General features: G+C 51.5%; 19 protein-coding genes. All 19 read right to left on the bottom strand.

The window, feature by feature from the left end; genetic code table 11:
- Window positions 1-2: 2 nt before the first annotated feature.
- Entirely contained in the window at window positions 3-302 is a 300-nt protein-coding gene (locus PUQ60_RS06435) for a cell division topological specificity factor MinE (RefSeq protein ID WP_022359516.1), read from the bottom strand.
- 11 nt (window positions 303-313) lie between these two features.
- Complete coding sequence (gene minD / locus PUQ60_RS06440) at window positions 314-1,105, bottom strand: septum site-determining protein MinD (protein ID WP_022359515.1); 792 nt, start codon at window positions 1,103-1,105, stop codon at window positions 314-316.
- 84 nt (window positions 1,106-1,189) lie between these two features.
- Window positions 1,190-1,855, bottom strand: coding sequence for a septum site-determining protein MinC (locus tag PUQ60_RS06445; protein ID WP_117795354.1), 666 nt, complete (start codon window positions 1,853-1,855; stop codon window positions 1,190-1,192).
- Window positions 1,856-1,869: 14 nt separating this feature from the next.
- Window positions 1,870-4,770, bottom strand: a complete 2,901-nt coding sequence (locus PUQ60_RS06450) for a penicillin-binding transpeptidase domain-containing protein (RefSeq protein WP_273417067.1) — start codon at window positions 4,768-4,770, stop codon at window positions 1,870-1,872.
- Window positions 4,763-5,281 (bottom strand): rod shape-determining protein MreD, encoded by a 519-nt coding sequence (mreD, locus tag PUQ60_RS06455; protein ID WP_022359512.1) that lies wholly within the window; start codon window positions 5,279-5,281, stop codon window positions 4,763-4,765. Before mreD ends, PUQ60_RS06450 begins: the two co-directional genes overlap by 8 nt.
- Window positions 5,262-6,116 (bottom strand): rod shape-determining protein MreC, encoded by an 855-nt coding sequence (mreC, locus tag PUQ60_RS06460; RefSeq protein WP_273380005.1) that lies wholly within the window; start codon window positions 6,114-6,116, stop codon window positions 5,262-5,264. The genes mreD and mreC overlap by 20 nt, the downstream gene beginning before the upstream one ends.
- A complete protein-coding gene (gene radC / locus PUQ60_RS06465) occupies window positions 6,113-6,859 on the bottom strand; it encodes a DNA repair protein RadC (protein WP_118522582.1) in 747 nt (248 codons plus the stop codon). Before radC ends, mreC begins: the two co-directional genes overlap by 4 nt.
- A gap of 67 nt (window positions 6,860-6,926) precedes the next feature.
- Entirely contained in the window at window positions 6,927-7,181 is a 255-nt protein-coding gene (locus PUQ60_RS06470; RefSeq protein ID WP_106999848.1) for a DUF4321 domain-containing protein, read from the bottom strand.
- A gap of 129 nt (window positions 7,182-7,310) precedes the next feature.
- Complete coding sequence (locus tag PUQ60_RS06475) at window positions 7,311-8,615, bottom strand: methionine gamma-lyase family protein (RefSeq protein WP_273380002.1); 1,305 nt, start codon at window positions 8,613-8,615, stop codon at window positions 7,311-7,313.
- Between the two features lie 90 nt (window positions 8,616-8,705).
- The gene (miaA, locus tag PUQ60_RS06480; protein ID WP_118472322.1) at window positions 8,706-9,689 is read right to left on the bottom strand and encodes a tRNA (adenosine(37)-N6)-dimethylallyltransferase MiaA; all 984 of its coding nucleotides are present in this window, start codon (window positions 9,687-9,689) and stop codon (window positions 8,706-8,708) included.
- Between the two features lie 24 nt (window positions 9,690-9,713).
- Entirely contained in the window at window positions 9,714-11,810 is a 2,097-nt protein-coding gene (mutL, locus tag PUQ60_RS06485; protein WP_273379999.1) for a DNA mismatch repair endonuclease MutL, read from the bottom strand.
- Between the two features lie 31 nt (window positions 11,811-11,841).
- On the bottom strand, window positions 11,842-14,484 hold the full coding sequence (gene mutS, locus PUQ60_RS06490; RefSeq protein ID WP_106999844.1) for a DNA mismatch repair protein MutS: 2,643 nt from the start codon (window positions 14,482-14,484) through the stop codon (window positions 11,842-11,844).
- Between the two features lie 102 nt (window positions 14,485-14,586).
- The gene (locus PUQ60_RS06495; protein WP_273379997.1) at window positions 14,587-15,864 is read right to left on the bottom strand and encodes a L,D-transpeptidase family protein; all 1,278 of its coding nucleotides are present in this window, start codon (window positions 15,862-15,864) and stop codon (window positions 14,587-14,589) included.
- Between the two features lie 13 nt (window positions 15,865-15,877).
- Window positions 15,878-17,245, bottom strand: coding sequence for a tRNA (N6-isopentenyl adenosine(37)-C2)-methylthiotransferase MiaB (gene miaB, locus PUQ60_RS06500; RefSeq protein WP_294337058.1), 1,368 nt, complete (start codon window positions 17,243-17,245; stop codon window positions 15,878-15,880).
- Between the two features lie 412 nt (window positions 17,246-17,657).
- Window positions 17,658-18,236, bottom strand: coding sequence for a 5-formyltetrahydrofolate cyclo-ligase (locus tag PUQ60_RS06505; protein ID WP_273379994.1), 579 nt, complete (start codon window positions 18,234-18,236; stop codon window positions 17,658-17,660).
- 16 nt (window positions 18,237-18,252) lie between these two features.
- Window positions 18,253-18,480, bottom strand: coding sequence for a DUF896 domain-containing protein (locus tag PUQ60_RS06510; RefSeq protein ID WP_022359502.1), 228 nt, complete (start codon window positions 18,478-18,480; stop codon window positions 18,253-18,255).
- Window positions 18,461-20,143: an FAD-dependent protein gene (locus tag PUQ60_RS06515; protein ID WP_273379992.1), complete on the bottom strand. Its 1,683-nt coding sequence runs from the start codon at window positions 20,141-20,143 to the stop codon at window positions 18,461-18,463. Before PUQ60_RS06515 ends, PUQ60_RS06510 begins: the two co-directional genes overlap by 20 nt.
- Window positions 20,140-21,384, bottom strand: coding sequence for an NAD(P)/FAD-dependent oxidoreductase (locus PUQ60_RS06520; RefSeq protein WP_273379990.1), 1,245 nt, complete (start codon window positions 21,382-21,384; stop codon window positions 20,140-20,142). The genes PUQ60_RS06515 and PUQ60_RS06520 overlap by 4 nt, the downstream gene beginning before the upstream one ends.
- A gap of 84 nt (window positions 21,385-21,468) precedes the next feature.
- Window positions 21,469-21,846, bottom strand: coding sequence for a hypothetical protein (locus tag PUQ60_RS06525; RefSeq protein ID WP_106999838.1), 378 nt, complete (start codon window positions 21,844-21,846; stop codon window positions 21,469-21,471).
- Window positions 21,847-21,876 lie beyond the last annotated feature (30 nt).

Consider the following 21,876-nt stretch of genomic DNA (forward strand, 5'->3'; position numbering starts at 1 on the left):
TTCTAAATTGGTAATCGAATATCATGCTGTAAATGGCTCCTTAAAGTAAGAACCGGCACCGACGCACAGACCGCCGGGAATACCTCCGCCGGCTGTTCTGAGGATGTCCTCAGAATCCGGAGTGTCACATCCCCCGGATCAATCTCCAGATAACGTGACACGCTCCTCAGGAAATCTGCGCGAATCAGATCCAGAAGTTCCGGCGAACAGCCCGCCCGATCGGCAGTCAGAAGGTGTTTTAAACGCTTTCTGGCTATCTCGCCGGAATTCTTTTTCGTAAACAGTTCTGCAATCAGAATCATAGCGTCCCCTCCTATGCACGTTTGAGGAAGCCGGATATCCGGGACCAGAAGCCCGGAGACGCATCAAGCTGTATAAATGGTACCGATTCTCCAAGTATTCGTTTGCATATGTTTAAATATGCCTGCCCGGCATATCCATTCATGCCGACCAGCGGTTCGCCCTGATTCGTGGATATAACGATATCCTCATCGTCCGGGACTGTGCCAATCACAGGGACAGACAGAATATCCATCACATCATCCACCGACATCATATCGCCCCGGCGCACCATATCGCTCCGGATCCGGTTGATGATCAGGTCCATACGCCCGACTCCGGATGCTTCTAAAAGTCCGATGATCCGGTCAGCATCCCTTATCGCGGATACCTCCGGTGTCGTGACAATCAGCGCCCGGTCCGCCCCGGCGATCGCATTACGAAAGCCCTGCTCAATCCCGGCGGGACAGTCAAGCAGTATGTAATCAAACTCTTCTCTTAAGTCTTCTACTAATTTTATCATCTGCCCCGGACTCACGGACGACTTGTCCCGCGTCTGGGCGGAAGGTAATAAGAACAGGTCAGGATATCTTTTGTCTCGAATCAGCGCCTGCTTCATCCGACAGTTTCCCTCGATCACATCGACCAGATTGTAGATAATCCGGTTTTCCAGTCCCATGACGACATCCAGGTTTCTCAGACCGATATCGGTGTCGATGAGAACCACCCGTTTGCCAAGCATGGCAAGCCCGGTGCCGACGTTCGCTGAGGTTGTCGTTTTGCCGACGCCTCCTTTTCCGGAAGTAATAACGATAACTTCGCTCATAGGAACATCCTCCTGTATTCTGTTTTACCATTTTATTCTACTCTAAAAAGTAGAATAATTCCAGTCTTAAATCCATTAAATACGCTAAATAAAATGAAAATAATCTAAAAAACTTTTTTTGACCGATTCTACGTCAATGTTTCCACCGGATACCGATGCAATCATCGGTCCGCGCCCCATCTTTTTACCCTGGCTGCGCGTTTTGGCTGTCAGATCAGCAATCCGAAGGTGCATCGGCGACATCTCCAGCGCGGTAATCACCGCGTCCTCACTTCCCGCCGCCCCAGCATGGGCGGAACCCGCCAGCGTGCCAAGAACGACGATATTGCCCCGTGCGCTGACACGCGCGCCGCGCTCCACATCCCCGATGATCACGATGCTCGCATCGGATTCCAGCAGATCGCCCCGGGATAAATTACCCTTATAGAATTGTCCCGTCCGGGCAGTCAGCTCCATCAGCCGCTCGGTCAGCGCCTTTTCACAGCGGGCGATGCGGTTAGCGTCAGTATCCAGCAGACAGAGAATCTCTATCTGGGAATTGGCGGTAATCGCATCCGTCACCTGCAGTTCCTCGATTGGGGTCAGTTCTCTCCCCTCCAGGGTCAGCGTCATCTGGGCGGATCCCCAGAATTTTTCACTTTCTTTAAACTTTTTCCCTACATCCTCCAGTAACTGTTCAAAGGGGGTGTCCGGATTCAGAATTACCGTCATACCGGACTTACATCCCTTTATTACTACGGAACTTTTCATAGTTCCATCACCTCTTAATCTCCATTGATTCGTTCATTGGACGCATCCAATGCTCCTGAATTCAGGATATCATCCAGACTCGCATATCCATAGAAGTAACGATATACGTGTTTTGCCACCATCGCCGCATTCGAAGAAGAATATCCATTCGGGATACTGACCGTCACCGAAATTTCCGGATTCTCATACGGTGCAAACGAAATAAAGAACGCGTGGTTGCCCCGTTTCTGGGACTCCTGCGCCGTACCGGTCTTACCGGCCACGTGTACGTCCAGACCATCAAACACGCGCTTGGTCGAACTGTTGGTAACTACCTGGCGCATACCTTGTTGGACTGCATCCCAGGTGCTTGTCTGGAAATCAAGGGTTGACGCCACAGCCGGCGAATAATCCTTGACCAGATTACCCTGGGAATCCGTCTCCTTATCAATCAAGCTCAGATCATAGACCGTGCCGCGGTTGGCAAGCGCCGTCACATAGCGGGCAAGCTGCACGCTCGCAAACTGGTGCGTACCCTGTCCCATACTGGAACGCTCCGGATCGGTATCACTGATAGACGGCGTCGCCTCCGAGATTTCAATGCCCGAAGTCCGGTCCAAACCGAACATGGTCGCGTATTTTTTCAGCGTCTCCAGACCTTTCTCCGGTTTGTAGCTTCCATCTGTCTCTGTGGACAGGCGGTGCGCCACCTCCGAGAAGAAATAGTTACAGGAATTTTCGATACCTCCCACGACATTTAACGGTCCGTGGAAGCCCGGATATTTCCAGCATCGGATCGGATTGCTGACTTCCTCATAAATACCGGTACAGTTAATCATATCAGAAAGCGTGATTGCCCCCTCTTCCAGACCTGCAATCGCCGTGATCGGCTTAAAGGTGGAGCCTGGTGCTTTCAGCGTCTGCGTCGCATTGTTTCGCAGCGGCAGCGACTGATCGGCATTTAGCTGGGCAAAATAGGTGCTGTCCGAAATCCGGTTGTTGTCATAGCTTGGATAAGATACCAGTGCCAGCACCTCGCCAGTCTTCGCGCTCGTCACGACACAGCTCGCCGTACACGGGTCAAGTGCCAGCTGCGCCGGTGTGATCTCAATATTGCGGATCTTATTCATCAGGAACTGGTACGCATATTCTTCCCCGCTGACACGCAGCAGGTTGACTTCATTCTCATCGTATGCAAGCACATTCTGGGAATAGAGCGCCATGCAGAGCTCGCGCCCGGTCACAACATTGTTATTGATTAAATACTGATAAATCAGTTTCTCGAATGCCGGATCCTTTTCCAGATCGCGGAAACAGTCGTCCAGCAGTGCCGTGAAGACATCGTCCGCATTCGAATAGCGGCTCTGGATGTCCAGCTTCGTCGTATCGATCCAGTTGTTGGCAATTCCATAATATAAGTATTCCCGCAGACTGATCGTACCGTTCTTCCACGCCTGATACATGTCACTGGACGTATCGATCGCATCACGCTGGACAATCGCCTTGTTGCTGGAAGAAAGATACGAATAGATATACTGCATATATGCCTGCATTTCCTCTGAAAGCGCGTTCATCGGCGTTGCATTTTCAGACTGCAGTTCGCCCCGCAGTTCCTGTTCAATCCGCACGCGTGAGCTCTCGTACTTCTGATAAATCTGCTGTTCCACATCGGATGCCTCTTCGGAAGCAAAATTGTCAATCGAGAGGACGTTGTTGTTGATCAGCTGGAAGTATGCCTTCTTGATCGGTATCTTAATACTGGAAGAATCGATATAAGCGATATCTTTCTCATCCTGGTTGACAATCGTCTTTAACAAGACGCCCGCCAGCTGCTTCTCCAGAATGTGGTAAATACCCTTCTGAAGGTTCAGATCGAGGGTCAGCCAGATATCGTTGCCTGCCACCGGTGCGACTTCCCCGGTCACGCTTAGGATTCTTCCGACGTTATCTACATATGCCGTCTGGGAACCTTTCTTACCCTTTAATTCCAGCTCCATCGAGGATTCGATGCCAGTACGGCCTACGACATCATTTAACTCATAGTCATCGTTGACCGCCTTTAACTCCTCCAGACGTTCGCTCGTTACTTTTCCCGTATATCCAATGATCGGCGCAAAGTAGATGCTTTCATTGTACACACGGATCGTCGATTCCTGTATATTGACGCCCACCAGATCGGCTGCGTGCTCTAAAATGTCTGCAACGGTCTCATCGCTGATATCCGTCGCGATCGTTGTCGATTCGTACTTCTGGAACGCGGTAAAACGCATCGTGTAGCGGATACCGACGATCTGCAGCGCCACCTCATCCGAAACATCGATCGGATTGCCGTCTTTGTCAAGCGGGCGCCCGTCCCGGTTCTTATCGTCACCGAGTGTCAGGTGGTACTCCTTTTTCATCCGCTCCAGCAGATCTGGCGCTGAAATGTCGGACGGGTATTTTCCATCTGAATCGTCCATCTCATCCACATTTTTAAGACCATAATAATCGCGCAGGAATCGCTTGCGTCCGGACTGTGTCTCGGAGGTATACACGACATTTCCATCGTGATCGAGCGTAAGCTCTAAACTGGTCTGTGCGCTCTCACCGTGTTTATTCAAGATCGATACCAGATCGTAGAGCATCGTGTTCCACTGTGCATCCGTCTTGTACGCACCGGTATCCTGTATGGTAACGTCGTATGCCAGTTCGTTGTACGCCAGCACATTGCCGTTCCGATCGTAGATATTACCCCGCGTGCTGGCAGTCTTTATGACTTTTTCCGTCATCGCTGTATATGCATCCTGATACTCTTCGCCCTTGATGATCTGCAGGTTGAACAACCGCATCACCAATGCGGACGACATCAGGCAGAACACAACCGCCAGGACAAAAAGCCGGGAGGTAATCACTTTTTTGAACCATTCTCGCAGATATTCTTTCAGGTCATCAAACAATGTTCGAATCTCTCCTTTGTTCCCATTCTTTCAGTTTCCGGTTGATAAAAAGGAAAAACCGGTATACGACAAGCGTCGTAACCGTGGTAAATATGATCTCCGGGATAATGATGGAGACCAGATAATGCCCAAAATTCAGACGATTCCGTATCAGGAACCGGAATACATAGATGTACAGGTTATAGATTAAATCACTTGCCAGGCTTAAAAGCAGCGGCAGCGTGATGTAGTCTTCATAATAATACTTGTTGCAGATTCCACTGACATACCCCAGATTGATGAAAAACAGTGTATAAAAGCCAAATGGTCCACTGTAAAACAGATCCATAAAAAGACCTGCCACCAGCCCGTAGAACATCCCCCGCTCGCGCCCCTCGATGAAGCTGCACACAAACACCACAATCAGCAGCAGGTTCGGAGCCGAAGATAAGAAGGCGATCTGTGGGAACACGCAGATCTGGATCGTGAATGCCAGAATCAGCATGACAAGGTTAATCAGCAGCTTCCGCATTATTGTCGCCTCCATCCCCATTTTTCAGCTGGGTGATTACCAGTACCTCCTGCAGGTTATCAAAATCTGCAACCGGAATGATTGTACCGGATTTGGTTACGTTGTTGGCATCGGTCGTCAGCCCGGAGGCATAACCGATAAGAATGCCCGGCAGGAAAATATCACTGATGTTGGAGGTCACGATCTTGTCGCCCTCCTGGATATCTGCCTCTTTCTTGATATGGTCAAGTCCCAGCCGTCCATCCTGGTAAAGCGTCAGGTTGCCGGATACATTACAGGTATCGCCGGTCCGCAGGGACATGCCGCTGACGTTGCTGTCGTCATCGATGATCGCGCGGACAGTTGCATAGTTTGCCCCGACATCGGTTACAATACCGACCAGTCCGCCGCCTGCCATGACGTTCATATCTTCCTGAATGCCATCGTCCGCTCCCTTGTCGATCCGGAATACCTGAAACCAGTTTCCAGAGTCCTTTGCAATGACACGGGCGGCTATTTTTTTATACTGCATATATTCCTGATCAAGCTGATACAGCTCTCTGAGACGGTCTAACTCGTAAAGCTCCGACTGCAAGCGGTTGTTCTCTTCCACCATCTGGTCCAGACGCATCTGGAGATTTTTGTTCTCCTCCTGCGCCTCCCGCAGGGAGGAAAAATTTTCAAGCGTATTGTAGAGACCTGTGCCAATCGCGTTGACGCCTGACTGCAGCGGTACCAGAACAAAACCGACACCCGTCCGAAGCGGCATCAGAAAGCTTGATTTGATAGACGTTGCTGTAATCAGCACAAGACAGAAAGCTGACATACCTGCCAGAATATACTTGCTGTTTTTCATAATGATAGTATTCCCCGTTCTTTGAAACTAAAATAGGCTTGTTCGCCGATAATCACATGATCCAAAAGCCGGATTCCCAGCATAGCGCCCGCCTCCTGAATCCGGACGGTCGTCCGCCGATCCTCCGCACTGGGGGTAGGATCCCCGCTCGGATGATTATGTACTAAAACGATGCTGGCTGCATGATAGCGCAGCGCCTCGATAAATATCTCCCTCGGAGACGCCGGAGAGTGATTGAAGGTTCCCCGAAACAGCAGGATATCCCGAATCAGCCTCTGCTTCGTATTGAGGATCATCAGGTGCATCTCTTCCTGCTCTTTGTGACGCATTTCCTCCATATAAAAGGCGGCGATCGCCTCCGGCGCCGTAAACGCAGGCGCTTCTGAAAGCGTCAAGGTGCGCCAGATCCGCTGTGACAGTTCTCCCACACACAAAAGTTCGATTCCCTTGACCCTGCCGATTCCTTTCTGCTCCATCAGTTCTGGAAGAGTCAGATGCAAAAGCCCTAAAATTCCCGGCGGCTGCGCCTGCGCCAGAATCCGGGTTGCCAGGGAAAGTGCCGACTCCTGCCGGTTTCCGGTCCGGATAAGGATCGCTAAAAGCTCGGCGTCCGTCAGTGCCCCAACTCCCTCCCTCTCACATTTTTCGTAGGGGCGGTCTTTTTCAGGGATATCTTTCATGGTAAGACGCCATCCAGCGGTCGGTTCAGAACTTTTTACTGGTTTCTTTGTTTCTTTTTTCATTGATTGTCCTCCTGCGTGCCTCTCCTCTGCATACAGAAAGCCATTCCTGCCAGGCGGGATTCTTTGATTAAATCAGACGATATGCGATCAGTGCAATGACAACGCCGATGATGCTCGCCATCGTCACCCGGATTGACAGACCAAACGTGATAACCAGGATTCCTAAATCAAGAACAACCGGGTCCATCAGACCGAAGGATTGTCCGTAATTCAGCCACGACAGTCCCCTGACGCCGGATGCCATATTTCCGATAAATCCACCTAACACAATCCCTGTCATCAGAAGCAGCAGCAGAATCCAGAAATTTTTTGCTCGATTCATGATACCGAATACCGCCCCTTTCTATAATCTTTATTATCTTAGCACAAACTGCCGGAATGTGTATAGACAGTCCGGCAGATTTTTTTTTAAAGTTTTCTTAAAATTAATTACAAAATCATTCAAAAAACGTCATTTATAGTCGATTTTGAGCTGCTCAGGTTTTACTATGCCTGCATCCAGAAGCTTCTGCAGGGACATTAAAATGCCTAACTTCGCATGGTACCAGGTCAGTCCGCCCTGGAAGAATACACTGTACGGCGGTTTGATCGGACCATCCGCGGAAAGCTCTATCGAGGAGCCCTGGATAAAGGCACCTGCTGCCATAATAACCTGGGAATCATACCCCGGCATATCCCACGGTTCCGGCGATACATAGCTGTCAACCGGCGCCGCCGCCTGAATGCCCTGGCAGAACGCAATAACACCCTCCGGTTTTCCAAACGTGATCGCCTGAATGATATCATAGCGCGGCTCCGTGCTGTTCGGAACCACATCAAAGCCCAGGCGCTCATAGACGTTTGCCGCAAAGATAGCTCCCTTTAATGCGCCGGATACAACGGTCGGTGCCAGGAAGAGTCCCTGGAAGAAGGACTGGTTGACGCCAAGACTCGCGCCGACCTCCCGTCCGAGTCCCGGAGAACCAAGGCGGTACGCTGCATTTTCGATGCACTGTCTGGTTCCGGCGATATAGCCGCCGATCGGCGCCAGTCCGCCGCCCGGGTTTTTAATCAGGGAACCGACTACCATGTCCGCACCGAGATCGCTCGGTTCGATCCGCTCAACGAATTCGCCATAGCAGTTGTCTACCATACAGATCACTTCCGGTTTGATGGATTTGACAAATGCAATCAGTTCACCGATCTGCTCTGCCGAGAGGGTTGGACGGGATGCGTATCCCTTGGAACGCTGGATGGTTACCAGTTTTGTTTTCTCGTTGATCGCCCCGCGGATGCCGTCGTAATCGAAGGTTCCGTCCGGCAGCAGGTCAACCTGACGATATGAAATGCCGTACTCCCGCAGGGAACCGTTGGACTCGCGGATGCCGATCACTTCCTCCAGAGTATCATACGGTTTTCCCACCGGCGAAAGCAGCTCGTCGCCCGGGCGCAGATTTCCGGCTAATGCCGTGTAGAGCGCGTGCGTTCCGCACACGATCTGCGGGCGCACCAACGCGTCCTCAGTGTGGAATACATCCGCATATACCTGTTCCAGCGTCTCACGTCCGAGGTCGTTGTAACCATATCCGGTTGTACCGGAAAAATGAATATCGCTGACGCGGTTTTTCTGCATCGCAGCGATTACCTTTAACTGATTGTACTCTGCATTGCCATCGATCTCTGTGAAACGGTCTTCCAGAGCCGCTTCGATTCTGGCTCCATATTCAAGCACTTCTTTCGAAATGCCGAGGTCGCCATACATTTTCTCTAACTCCATGGTGATTCCTTTCCTGTTATCGGTTATTCTATAATTCTTTTTTTGTTTCTTTAACTTTTCTTAATTATAATTTGGAGTGTTCCATCCATCTTATGAATCACACTCCATAATCCCCGCTTCCGCCGCTAATTCCTGCAGAATATGTTCCAGCACGCGTTCCCGGTCATTATCAAATTCCGGCAAATATAAGAAACGCACGTCGCGTTCCCGCCGGAACCAGGTAAGCTGACGTTTCGCAAAATGGCGCGTATCGCGTTTCAGGATATTGACCGCTGTCTCCAACGACATTTCGCCATTTAAATAGGCCAGAATTTCTTTATATCCAAGTCCCTGCATCGCCACTGAATCACGGCGACAGCCCATCGCCTGCAGCTGCCTCACTTCCTCGACCAGTCCCTCTTCCATCATCTCATCGATCCGCTTCTCGATCCGCTCATAGAGAACCGTCCGATCGGTATTTAATACATAATAGAAGAAATGGTACGGTGAAGTCTTTGCCCGCTCCGCCTCATTGTGGGCAGAAATCTTCTCGCCCGTCTGCTCATAATATTCCAGCGCACGGATCACACGTTTTACATTGTTTGCGTGGATCGCCTCCGCCGATTCTGGATCGACCGCCCGCAGGCGCTCATGCAGAACTTCCGCCCCCTGTTCGGCTGCCAGGCGTTCCATCTCCTCCCGAAACTGCGTATTTTCATCGATCTGGGTGAAATCAATATCATTGAGCAGTGCCTGAATATAAAAGCCGGTTCCACCTGCCACGATCGGAATTTTTCCGCGGCTGTAAATATCTTCCGCCGCCGCGCGGGCAAGCGCCTGAAACCGCACGACATTGAAATCCTCAGTCGGCTCTAAAATATCGATCAGATGGTGCGGCACACCGTCCATCTCCTCCAGGCGTATCTTTGCCGTACCGATATCCATGTGGCGGTACACCTGCATCGAATCCGCGCTGATGATCTCACCGCCGATCCGCCTGGCAAGCTGAATGGACAGCGCCGTTTTTCCGACTGCCGTCGGTCCGGTCAGGACAATCAGGGGCTTTTTTTCAGCCGCTTGTTCCAGATTTCCCATAAGACTTTCTCTCCTTTTAATGGGTTATACAATCCGTTTGAATTTCTTCTCCAACTCATATTTGCTCATCGATATGATCGTTGGGCGTCCATGTGGGCACGCATACGGATTTTTGAGTTCCAGAAGCTCATCGATCAGCTTGTCCGCTTCGGCAAATGATAATGTGTGATTGCCCTTGACCGCCGCCTTACACGACATCGTCGCCACACGCTCATTGATGAGATCCGGGGTTCCGCTTCCATTGCCCTCCGCCAGATCGTCGATCATCTCCATCAGAAGCTCGCGTTTTGCGACGGAAAAGAGGTTCGCCGGAACGGCACGCACCGCGTACTCCTTGCCGCCAAACGGCTCAATCTCAAATCCGATCGAGGTAAAATGTTCCATATACTGCTCTAATTTGAGCTGCTCACTACTGTTGAGACTCAAAATGATCGGCGGATCGATCATCTGGGAGGTGTACTCCCTCTTTTGAAGGGATGCCATCGTCCGCTCATAGAGGATTTTCTCATGCGCCGCATGCTGATCAATGATGTACAGATTATCATGATACTCCACCAGCCAGTATGTGTCAAACAGCTGTCCAATCAGGCGGTGGTTCGCACGCGCCGGTTTGGTCAGGAGTTTATCTTCAAACAGATCCATCTGACGGGGCTTTTCAGATGGGGCGGACTGGGTCGATCCCGTTGAAACAGATGCAGGAGATGCAGTTTGCCCCGCTGAAGCTGAGATGGATTCGCTGGAAGGCGCTGACGTGGCCGGCTCTGGCAGATCTGACTCTGTATTAATTGAAACATTTTCAACTCTGCCGGTTGTGTCGGTTCTTCCAAACCCTTCATCGAACCGCCCCGTTTCTGACACAGCCGCATTTGATCCGCTGCCGTTTTCAACCCCATATCCCGGCATATCTTCCGAGACCGACATCATTTCTGCCTGCGACGCCCCCAGACGTTTCGTCTCAAACGGTTCCGGATGTTCCTCACGGATACGGACTGGTTTTAAGGACGGACGGCTGCCCTGGCTGCTTTCCATCTTTCTGGTTGGAAGCTCCGGCAGCACTCCCTTTTCCAGCCCCGGAATCTTCAGCTCTTTCTCTGCATTCTTCTCATTCTCCAGCGAAACCGCCGGAATCAGTTCCCGGTTAGCGAGTGCCATCGCGATCGTATGGTAGACCGTCCGGTAGATCTGTTCGCCGTCCCTGAAACGGATCTCCATCTTCGCCGGATGGACGTTGACGTCAATATACGACGGATCGATCGTAAATTGCAGCATCGTAAATGGATACTTGTGTTGCATCATGAATGGTTTATATGCGTCCTCGATCGCCTTTCCGATGATACTGCTCTTGATATAGCGTCCGTTGATGAAATAATTTTCATACGTGCGGTTGCCGCGCGCGATCAGCGGCTTACCGATAAAGCCGCCTACCCGGATCGGATCAGCTCCGGCATCCACCTCAATCAGGTTTGCCGTGATCTCACGTCCAAAGACCGCATAAATTATATCTTTTAAGTTATGATTTCCAGAGGTATGGAGACGGCTCTGGTTGTTATTGATGAAACGGATGGAGATTTCCGGATGCGACAGGGCAATCTTTTCGACTAAATCTGCCACATGGGATCCTTCTGTCGCCGGCGTCTTTAAAAACTTCCGGCGTACCGGTGTATTGTAGAACAGATCTCTGGCGATAAAGGTCGTACCTTCCGGCGCACCGACCTCCTCCAGTCCCAGTTCCTCGCCGCCCTCGATGCGGTAACGGGAACCGCTGATCGAATCGTTTGTTTTCGTGATCAGTTCCACCTTCGCCACCGACGCGATCGACGCCAGCGCCTCGCCGCGGAACCCTAACGATGCCACCTGAAACAAATCCGACGCCGTCCGGATCTTGCTGGTCGCATGGCGCTTAAATGCCAGTGGGATCTCCTCGCGCACAATGCCGCTTCCGTTATCCGTCACCCGGATCGTCTGCAGACCGCCGCCCTGAATCTCCACCGTGATCGCCGTCGCCTTCGAATCGATCGCATTCTCCAAAAGCTCCTTGACAACCGACGCCGGCCGTTCAATGACCTCGCCGGCTGCAATCTGATTGATTGTATTGGAATCCAAGACCTGAATCGCAGCCATCTATCTCCTCCACATCCTTCCTAAACTCTTTTTACTGGTGCATCCACCGGTTTTTCAGCTTCGCCTGCAGCTTATCTAATGTATTGAGCGCATCCAGCGGAGACATACGGTTTACTTCCAGTTCCATGATCTCCTTGATGATATCGTCCTCATTGACCGTGTCAAAGATCGACATCTGCTGCAGATCTACCTCGTCCGGTTTTGCCACCTTTTTGCGCGTCTGGGTTCCCGGACCATTTTCTGCAATCTCCTTCGCACGCGCTGTAATGTCGGCATCGCTCAACTCTTCCACCAGTTCTTTTGCCCGATCGATGACCGGAGCCGGAACGCCTGCAAGCTTCGCCACCTGGATGCCGTAGCTCTTATCGGCGCCACCCTTCACGATTTTACGCAGGAAGACGATATCGTCGCCCTGTTCCTTGACCGCGATACAGTAGTTGTTGACGCCGCTTAAGGTTCCTTCCAGCTCTGTCAGTTCATGGTAATGTGTCGCAAACAGCGTCTTAGCACCCAGAATCTTCGTATTACTAATATACTCCACAACCGCCCAGGCGATCGAAAGGCCGTCGAAGGTACTCGTACCGCGCCCGATCTCATCGAGAATCAGAAGGCTGTTTTTCGTCGCATTCCGCAGGATATTCGCAACCTCGGTCATCTCCACCATGAAGGTACTCTGACCGGATGCCAGATCATCCGAGGCGCCCACACGGGTAAAAATACGGTCGCAGAGACCGATATCCGCCTCATCCGCCGGGACGAAGCTTCCGATCTGCGCCATCAGCGTGATCAGCGCCGTCTGACGCATATAAGTCGATTTACCAGCCATGTTCGGACCGGTAATGATCGAAATCCGGTTCTTTCCGTTGTCTAAATATGTGTCATTGGCGACAAACATCTCGCCGCCCATCATGCGCTCTACGACCGGATGACGTCCGTTTTTGATGCGGATGATGCCCTTTTCGTTGATATGAGGTTTCACGTAATTGTAACGCGTCGCCACCACCGACAGAGACGCCAGCACATCCGTCATCGCGATCGCACGGGCGGTACTCTGAATCCGGTTTACCTCGCCCGCGATCTGGTCGCGCACCTGGCAGAACAGATCATATTCCAGAGAAACCAGCTTGTCCTCGGCGCCGAGAATGATATCTTCCAGCTCTTTCAGCCGGTCGGTCGTATAGCGCTCTGCGTTTGTCAGGGTCTGTTTACGGATGAAATAATCCGGCACCAGATCCTTAAAGGAATTCGTCACCTCAAAATAGTAGCCAAATACCTTATTGAACTTGACTTTCAGATTTTTGATGCCTGTCTTTTCGCGCTCGCTCTGCTCTAACTGTGCCAGCCAGTCTTTTCCTTCTGTCTTTGCATGACGCAGACGGTCTGCCTCCTCATGGTAGCCTTCCTTGATGATGCCGCCCTCGCGCACCGTGATCGGCGGCTCTTCCACGATCGCCTTGTCAATCAGTTCCTTCAAATCTGCCAGCGGATCCAGAGCGGCTTCCAGGTTTTTAAGCAGCTCGCCTGAAAACTCCTTCAAAATCTGTTTGATATACGGAAGCATCGCCAGTGAATTGCCAAACGCGATGAGATCGCGCGGATTTGCCGTCCGGTAACTGATGCGTCCGATCAGACGTTCGAGATCGTAGATCGGATTCAGATATTCGCACAGCTCCTCGCGGCTGATATAGTTCATGTTCAGCTCTTCGATCGCATTCTGGCGGCGCAGGATCTCCTCCCGGCTGATGAGCGGCTGCTCCACAAGTGTCCGCAGCATACGGGCGCCCATCGCCGTTTTCGTCTTATCAAGCACCCAGAGAAGTGTGCCTCGCTTCTGCTTTTCCCGGAGCGTCTCAGTAAGCTCCAGGTTCCGGCGCGTGGACGTATCCAGCATCATAAACTGTCCGGTCGTATAGACAGTCAGGCGCGTCAGGTGTTCCAGCGTATTTTTCTGCGTCTCATACAGATACTGCAGGACAGCGCCCGCCGCGATCGCGCCCGTCTCATAGTCCGCCAGTCCCAACGCTTCCAGGTGCTCTACATGAAAATGTTCCCGCAGGATTCTCCGGCAGGAATCATCAGAAAAGAACCGATTTTCAAGTGCTGAGATCACGGCATTTAACCGTACTTTCAAGTCCTCTAAATCGATTCCTGACATGTAAAAAGCCTCGTTGCAGATAAGCTCCGACGGCGAAAATTTATAAATTTCATCTAACAGACTGCGCTCGTTGCGAACCTCCGTCACAAGATAGTCGCCCGTGCTGACATCAACCGTCGAAACGCCGAATACACCGTCTATGTATACAATTCCCATCAGGTAATTGTTTTTTGATTCCTCCAGAACCTGTGAATTTGTCAGGGTTCCCGGCGTCACCACCCGGATTACCTCCCGCTTCACAAGTCCCTTTGCCTGTTTCGGATCCTCCATCTGCTCTGCGATGGCGACCTTATAGCCCTTCTGGACGAGACGGCTCAAATAACCCTCTACGGCATGATAAGGAACGCCGCACATAGGCGCGCGTTCCTCCAGTCCGCAGTCTTTTCCAGTCAGGGTAAGTTCCAGTTCTTTCGAAACAGTCTGGGCATCCTCAAAAAACATCTCATAGAAATCGCCAAGACGATAAAACAGAATACAGTCCGGATACTGTTTTTTCGTCTCCAGATAATGAGTCATCATTGGTGAAAGTGCCACAATTTACCTCTCTTCATCGCGATCCGCCCGTTTTCCGGCACTTCACTCATCTGAATGCCAGACCGGACAGACCGCTGTCGTTTTATTTTAGTTGAATTTCGGATCCGTCGGATCCCAGGTCTGCTGATCGGAGATCGGTACCAGCTCCGGCTTATCAAATGGAGATGCTACATTGGCATCCTCGTATACCTGTACAGTCGTTCCCAAATGGCAGTTATCATATACCCACTTGGAGTTTCTACAGTTCAGGCGTACACAGCCTAAAGAACGGGAAACACCCAGACCATTATAGCCGACGGTCAGAAGGTTATTCTCATTCGGGGTTGCGTATGTAATCGAATGGAACAGGAATCCCTGTGTGATACGGGTTGCATACTGGGTGTAAGTATCATTTACCATCAGTCTCCAGCGATATTTCTCCGGTGTCTTGAAAGTTCCAATCGGCGTATCATCACCGACGGAGGTCAGCATCGCTTTCACCGGAATAATATATCCGTTATTGCCGTCTTTTGCATAAACCGTCAGGCAGTTCAGTGTCTTATTTACCTTCAGGAGATAATCGGACTGCTTGCCAATCAGGCTGTCTACGTCCTGAACCAGACGACCGCAGGAGTCAAAGTAGAACTTGTAACCATCGATATACTGCCAGCCGGTCTTTGCGTAGCCATTTTCAAAATAATAACGTACAAAGTCATCGGAAAGCCAGCCGTTATATACGCTTCCGTCCTCATTGAACATAACCGTTGCATTTTCTGCTACGCTCAGTCTGCTGGAAGCAGCTGATTTGTAGCGCGGTGCTGCACTCTGCGGACCTGCGCTTCCCTTCGGAACTAATACGACTTCAATAGAAAGGATCTTCTCGCCGATATCCACGGTACCAGCCACCTCGCCATTCTTCGCATATCCCATCTTGCCCTGACCGCTGGATGTAACGCTATAGTAAACATCGTACATCTTCTCAGCCTGACCGGAAAGCTGAATCTGGATCGCCTCTACCCAGCTTCCAGAACCAACCACACCGGTCTGGATGCCGTCATGGTACCACCACAGATAACCGCCTGTGTTGGTATATGCACGGTAGGACACGCCGCCGATCCCCTCAAAGTTTTTCAAATCCATCGCAAATGCAGAAATATCGCCTTCCGCATTATACAGATAATTAACGCCGACATGAAGTGCCGTGTTCTCATCTTGCTGCCCGGTTCCCTGGTTGAACTGCTCTGCCGATGTTGACGAACCGGCGTTTGGCATACCGACTGTACCGTTTGCAATGTCATCTGCCGGTCCTGCATATGCGACAGAAGCACTTCCTGCCAGCATGCAGGCTGACAGCAGAACCGTCAATCCTTTATAATGCTTTTTCATAAATTTATCCTCCTTAATCTACTAGGGATCCCATATAGTAAAATCCCTTGGATTCCTCCAGATATACTTTAACAATTTTACCAATCAGCTCTTTTCCACCTGGGAAATGAACGATTGTGTTATTGGACATACGGCCGGTTACCAGTCCCTCCACGTGACTGTCCGGTTCCTCCACCAGAACCTCCTGAACCGTATGGACATCTCGTCCACAGACCTGTGCGGAAATCGCCTGTACCTCTGCGAGCAGACGGTCGAAACGTTCTTTGACAACTTCTTCTGGAACCTGATTTTCCATCGCTGCCGCCGGAGTTCCGGTGCGCTTCGAATAAATAAAGGTAAATGCGCTGTCGTAGCGGACTTTCCGCACAACCTCCAGTGTCTCCTCGAAATCTTCCTCCGTCTCTCCCGGAAATCCAACGATGATATCCGTCGTCAGGGAAATATCCGGTACCGCCTTGCGGATGCGCTCTGCCAGTTCCAGATACTGCTCCTTCGTGTAATGGCGGTTCATCTTCTTTAGGATCTCGCTGCTGCCCGACTGAAGCGGCAGATGCAGATGGCGGCAGATCTTCTTGGAAGATGCCATCACTTCGATCAGCTCATCCGACAGATCCTTCGGATGGGAGGTCATGAAACGGATCCGTTTAAGCCCCTCAATCCGCTCTACCCGGCGCAGAAGTTCTGCAAAGGTAATTGGAGATTCCAGGTTCTTTCCGTAGGAATTGACATTCTGCCCTAACAGCATGATCTCCACGACGCCGTTCTTAACCAGCTCTTCAATCTCACGGATGATGTCCTCCGGCGCACGGCTGCGCTCGCGTCCGCGCACATACGGGACGATGCAATAGCTGCAGAAATTGTTGCAGCCAAACATGATATTAACGCCAGACTTAAATGTATATTTGCGCTCCGACGGCAGATCCTCGACGATCTTATCAGTTCCTTTCCAGATATCGATGACCATCTTCCCCGTCTCAAAGCGCTGTTCCAGCAGCTCTGCCAGCTTATATACATTGTGCGTGCCGAAAATCAAGTCCACAAAGCGGTAGCTCTTCTTTAATTTCTCTACAACCTCCGGCTCCTGCATCATGCAGCCGCAAAGTGCGATCATCATGTGCGGATTCTTTTTCTTGAGGCTGTGAAGATACCCTAAACGTCCATACACGCGTAGGTTCGCATTTTCACGGACTGTACATGTATTGTAGAGGACGAAATCCGATTCCTCACTGGTTCCTTCCACAAATCCTGCTTCCAGCAGAATACCGAGAAGCTTTTCTGAATCGTGTGCATTCATCTGACATCCAAACGTCGAGATAAAGCAGGTCAGCGGACGCCCCAGTTTGTCCGAAATCTCCTGTACCTTCTGGCGGCAGAGTGCCATATAATACTGCTGGCGATCCGGTTCCTGCTGCGGTATACCGCCCACCGGAATCTGACATTTGTCAGACACAAACACGCCTGCTGCGGATTCGGACGAATCGTTTGTATGTAAATCCATAAATTGTATTGCTCCTTACTATTCTTTCATTATCCTAATAATCCTAATATTTCATACATTAGATAATATTACTATATGGCGCTCATTTTCGCAAGTCCCATTCCTGCCAGAATCCTTTCCAGTTTCTTACAAAATATTCCGGTTCATGTATCTGGAAGCAAAAACAGAGTTTACCACACGGCCGCTCTGTTCCCGCATGCATTTTCGGTTTTAAAAAAGAATGTGCCTTGGCATATCCTCGCGCCGAGCGTGGTCGCTTGCGACATGTTTCTGCTTCGCGCGAGTGCGCCAGACATTACAAAACTTTAATTGTCTGCTCCGGTGTCACAATATATGCCATTTTTTTATCGTGCTTTTCGGTTTCAAATGCCGGAAACAACTGGAATCCATAGCAGAGTCCCACCGCCATATGGTCCGGTTCTGCCGCAAAAAAGCGGTCATAATACCCCGCCCCATAACCGATACGGTTTCCGTCCTTGGAAAACCCCACGCCAGGCGTGATCACCAGCGCTTTCGGCGAATCTGCCTCCTGACATCCGTCCGCCGGTTCCGGGATGCCATATGCCCCCGTCACAAGCTGGCACCGATCTGTGACATAGAAAAAACGCATCTCACGCCCAAACACCCGCGGCAGTGCTACCCGGCAGCCGCGCTTTAACAGCTCGTCAATCAAATATTCCGTACTTGCCTCACCGCGCACACTCGTATAGGCATACACTGCCGTCCCGGCTGATGGAAAGAGGGGGTGGAGACGTTCTAACAACGCCTCATCCCATCGTTGTTTTTCTTCTGGCAGCAGAGTCCGGCGTTTTTGAAGGACATATGCGCGAATCTCCTGTTTTGATATCTGCGATCCAGATGAATGAATAACCATCTCTTCTACCCTTCAATTAATTCTTCGTATCCGTAACGCCGCCGTATTTCTTACCCAGATCCGTAATAGAACCGTCTTTCTCTTTAATCAGTATCGAATTTAACTGTCCTCGCATATTTCCACGGATTGACTCAATATACTCCTTCCGAAGCGCTGCCTGCTCTTTTTTCTCTTCTTCGGTCAATCCAACTGCCTGGCTCTTATGATATAACGTATTAATACGGTCAATTCTTTCCTGTTTCATCTATCATTTCTCCTCTTATAATGCTTGTTTTAATTTTGGGGATAGCATACTTCGCGATAATTGCCTCTGCCGTCTTCATCCCATCCATCGCTGCCGAGGTAATGCCGCCCGCATATCCAGCGCCTTCGCCGCATGGGTAGATGCCCGCGATCGTGCTGCTCTCCATCGTCGCGTGGTCACGCGGAATCCGCAGCGGCGAGGAGGTCCGACTCTCTACTCCGGCAAAAACCGCATCCTCGCGGTCAAAGCCATGAATCACATGTCCAAAATGTTCCATTCCCTCTAACATCGCTGCCGAAAGCACTTCCGGCAGCACCTCCCGCAGATTTCCAAATGCAAACTGTCCTTCAAACTGTGGTGTCACTGATCCAAATCCCGTTGAAATCCGGTTTTCCCGGAAATCTCCATAAAGCTGTACCGGGATTTTTCCGCCGCCGCAGCGGTATGCCGCTTCCTCCAGCTGACGCTGGAACATCACGCCGCCAAGTGTGCCCGGCTGTGGAAAATCCTCCGGTGTAACGGTCACAATCAGAGCGCTGTTTGCGTTTGCACCGGCACGATCATGGTTGCTCATGCCGTTGATTGCCAGCCGTCCCGGCTCTGAGGATGCATCCACAACAAAGCCGCCCGGACACATACAGAAAGAATACACGCCCCTGCCTCCGGAGGTCTGTGCCGTCAGCTTATAGCTGGCAGCCCCCAGATTCCCGGCTTCTTCCCGTCCGTACTGGCTTAAGTTGATCTGCGTCTGTGGGTGCTGGATCCGCAGTCCCACCGCAAATGCCTTTGCCTGCATGTCGAGCGGTTTCTCTGCCAGCATCGCAAAGGTATCGCGGGCGCTATGCCCGATCGCCAGCACCAGTGCCGATGCCGGAATCTCCTCCACCGTCCGTCCTGCCTCCGACGTGCCTTTACGGGCACTGACGCGGATGGAACACAAATGACCATTCTGTGTCTCAAAGTCCTCCAGACGGCAGCCAAACCGTACCTCACCGCCCAGACTCTCTATCTCACTTCGAATATTCTTTACCACCGTCCGCAGAACATCCGTTCCGACGTGCGGCTTGTTCACATAGGTAATCGTCGGATCCGCGCCCGCCTGCGCCAAGATTTTCAGCACTTCCTTATTCCGCCCAGATGGATCCTTGACCAGCGTATTCAGCTTTCCATCTGAAAACGTACCGGCACCGCCCTCGCCGAACTGCACATTGCACTCCGGATCCAGCGTTCCATCTGTCCAATAGCGTGCAACCGCCTTTGCACGGCTGTCCGCATCCAGCCCCCGTTCCAGAATAAGCGGGCGATATCCGGCACGCGCCAACATCAGACCACAAAACATACCTGCCGGACCAAAGCCCACGATTACCGGTCGTTCCCGAAGCGGCTCTATTCCCGGATCGGGCAGGCGGTACGCCTCTTCCTTTCGGATCTGCACATTTACACTGCGCGCACGTTTGACAATCGCCGCCTCTTTCCCTGCCACTGCAACATCTAATGCATATAAATAGTACAGATCTGGCTTTTTGCGCGCATCCAGAGACTGGCGCACCAGCTCCACCGACTGTATCTGATCTGCCGATACTCCCATCATTTTGGCAGTTTTCTTGCGAAGATCCGCCTCACTGTGGCTGACCGGCAGTTTTACCTGATTTACTCGTATCATTTATCTGACTCCCTTCCAGCACATTTTCCAGCTGCTGCGCCGCTGCTCCACGCCCACTGGAGATTATAACCGCCGCAGATGCCATCGACATCCAGAATCTCCCCGGCAAAATATAACCCTTTTACCTTCTTCGATTCCATCGTCTGTGCGTCAACCTCCCGCACATCGACGCCGCCGCAGCAGATCTGTGCCTGTTCAAAGGAATTTGTACCGTTCACGCTGACCTCAAACCGGCAGAGCAGATCCCCCAGCGTCTGAATCTGTGTCTCTGTCAGGCTGCCAACCGTCCGATCTGGCCGGATTCCTGCCTGTTTTAAAAACAGAGCTGCCAGTTTTTTATGTATCCAGCCGGAAAAAAAGTCCTCCACCTGCCGTTCTTTCAGGCGCTCACTCCGCTCTTTTAATATCCGGCGTGTCTCCGTTTCCGGGCATTCCGGATAAAAATTGAGTACCGCCCGTACATCCCGTCCCTCATCGAGCGCGCGCGCCGCAAAGCGGCTGACCTGGAAAACCGGAATCCCCGAAATACCATAATCCGTAAGCTGCACCTCGCCCTTGTCCTCCGCCAGCTTTCTGCCATCGCTGTAGAGTATCACAGAGGCATCCGCGCGTACTCCAGCGAGCTGTTTAAAGAACTTTTCCGGGCAACGAAGCTGAACCAGTGCCGGAAGCGGCTTGATGATATGGTGTCCCAGCCGTTTCGCCAGTTTGTATCCGCTTCCATCCGAACCTGTCCCCGGTGCCGCCTTGCTGCCGCACGCCAGAATCAGCGTCTCGCCCGAAAAGTTCCCCTGGGACGTCTTCACTTCAAACCGGTGTTTCGCATCTTCGCGCGGCGTGATCGAGAAAACTTCACATTCCGTCACCACCTGAACCGACTCCCGCGCAAGTCCCAGACGGAGTGCATCTAAAACAGCGCTTGCCTGCCCGGAATATGGATACAGATATCCGTCCCGTTCCCGTGTCAAAACGCCGAGATCCTCAAAATATTCCAGTGTCATCGGAAGCGTAAACGCCCCAAGCGCCTTCCATGGAAAATCCGGCTGACCACTGCGGTAGCAGAACGGCTCCTGCAAACGGTTTGAAAGGTTACAGCGTCCATTGCCGGTAGACAGGATCTTCTTGCCGACCCGGTCTTTATGTTCCAGCAGAACCACCTGCGCGCCCTCCCTGGCAGCAAAAATGGCAGCCGTCATTCCGGCTGCTCCCGCTCCCACTATGATTACTTTATTCTGACTCATCCCTATTTCCCTTCCTGACCGTTTGCTTCGTACCGTCCATACGCGGACTTTATTCTTTGTTTTTTGACTGTATTATAATCACATCTAACTGCTGAAAGACTCCAGATAGTGAAACACATCCGTCATTGTGTCGAACCAGACTCCTTCCAGCAGTTTTTCCTGTTCTTCCACGGAAAATTCTGAGAGCGGCATATGGGTCTGGAAACAGACTTCGCCGCTTGTTCCGTCAAAGATAAGCAGCATCCCATCCTCCGCCGTCAGACAATAGCCGGATTGTTTCTCCGCCACTTCCGGTTCCGGGTTCAGAACCGCATTATTCTCCGGCATCCGCTCTGACTCATACACGCGCCCCGGTACCGGTTCGGCCCGTCGTGGACGGTACCACCAGAGCCCTGCCGCCAGAAGCAGAAGCATTGCAAAACAAAAAAGCGCCGCAAACAGTATTCCCTGATATTTTCTCATAATAAGGATACCTCCTGTTGTGTATCCTTA

Origin of the sequence: Clostridium sp. AF02-29 (assembly GCF_934835585.1) — a bacterium.
GTDB lineage: Bacteria > Bacillota > Clostridia > Lachnospirales > Lachnospiraceae > Otoolea > Otoolea fessa.